Annotated in this window: 1 protein-coding gene; it reads right to left on the reverse strand. The window is 64.5% G+C overall.

Annotated elements, in window-relative coordinates:
* A partial coding sequence (istA, locus tag ACTJI6_RS24170; protein WP_440804323.1) for an IS21 family transposase occupies nt 1–664 on the reverse strand: 664 nt, incomplete at both ends.

Below are 664 nucleotides of genomic sequence, written 5' to 3' on the forward strand. Positions count from 1 at the left end.
GCGCGACCGGGAGGGGGCGCATGGCAGCCAGATCGCGTTGCAGCCGCTCGCCGATCGTTTCGCTTTCGCCGCGCAGGACATCGTGCTGGCGCTTGCGGCATTGCTCTTCCAGCCAAAGGTTGAACGCTTCCCAGGTCGCGAACTCGGGAAGCGGCACCATGAAGTTGCGGCGGCAATAGCCCACCAGGCCCTCGACATTCCCCTTGTCATTGCCTTTGCCAGGACGGCCATAGCGATCCCGGATCAGGTAATGCGACAGGAAGCCGCTGAACAGGACGGCTCGCTTGCGGGTGCCATCGGGCAGGATCTTCGCCACCAGGCAACGGTCGTTGTCATAAACAATCGACTTGGGGACCGCCCCAAAGAAGGCAAAGGCGTGGATGTGGCCGTCCACCCAGGCCTCGGCCACCGCCGCCGGATAGGCACGGACGTAACAGGCGTCGCTATGCGGCAGGTCCAGCACGAAGAAGTGGGCCTTCTGCTCGACACCGCCAATCCTGACCATCGCCTCGCCGAAGTCGGCCTGCGCATGGCCCGGTGGATGCGCCAGCGGCACGAACACTTCCTGGCCCCGCCGTTCCCGCTCCCGGATGTAATCCTTGATGATCGTGTAGCCGCCGGTGAACCCGCATTCGTCACGAAGCCGGTCGAACACCCGCTTCGC

This window comes from Paracoccus sp. 22332 (assembly GCF_052045125.1).
GTDB classification, from domain to species: domain Bacteria; phylum Pseudomonadota; class Alphaproteobacteria; order Rhodobacterales; family Rhodobacteraceae; genus Paracoccus; species Paracoccus haematequi_A.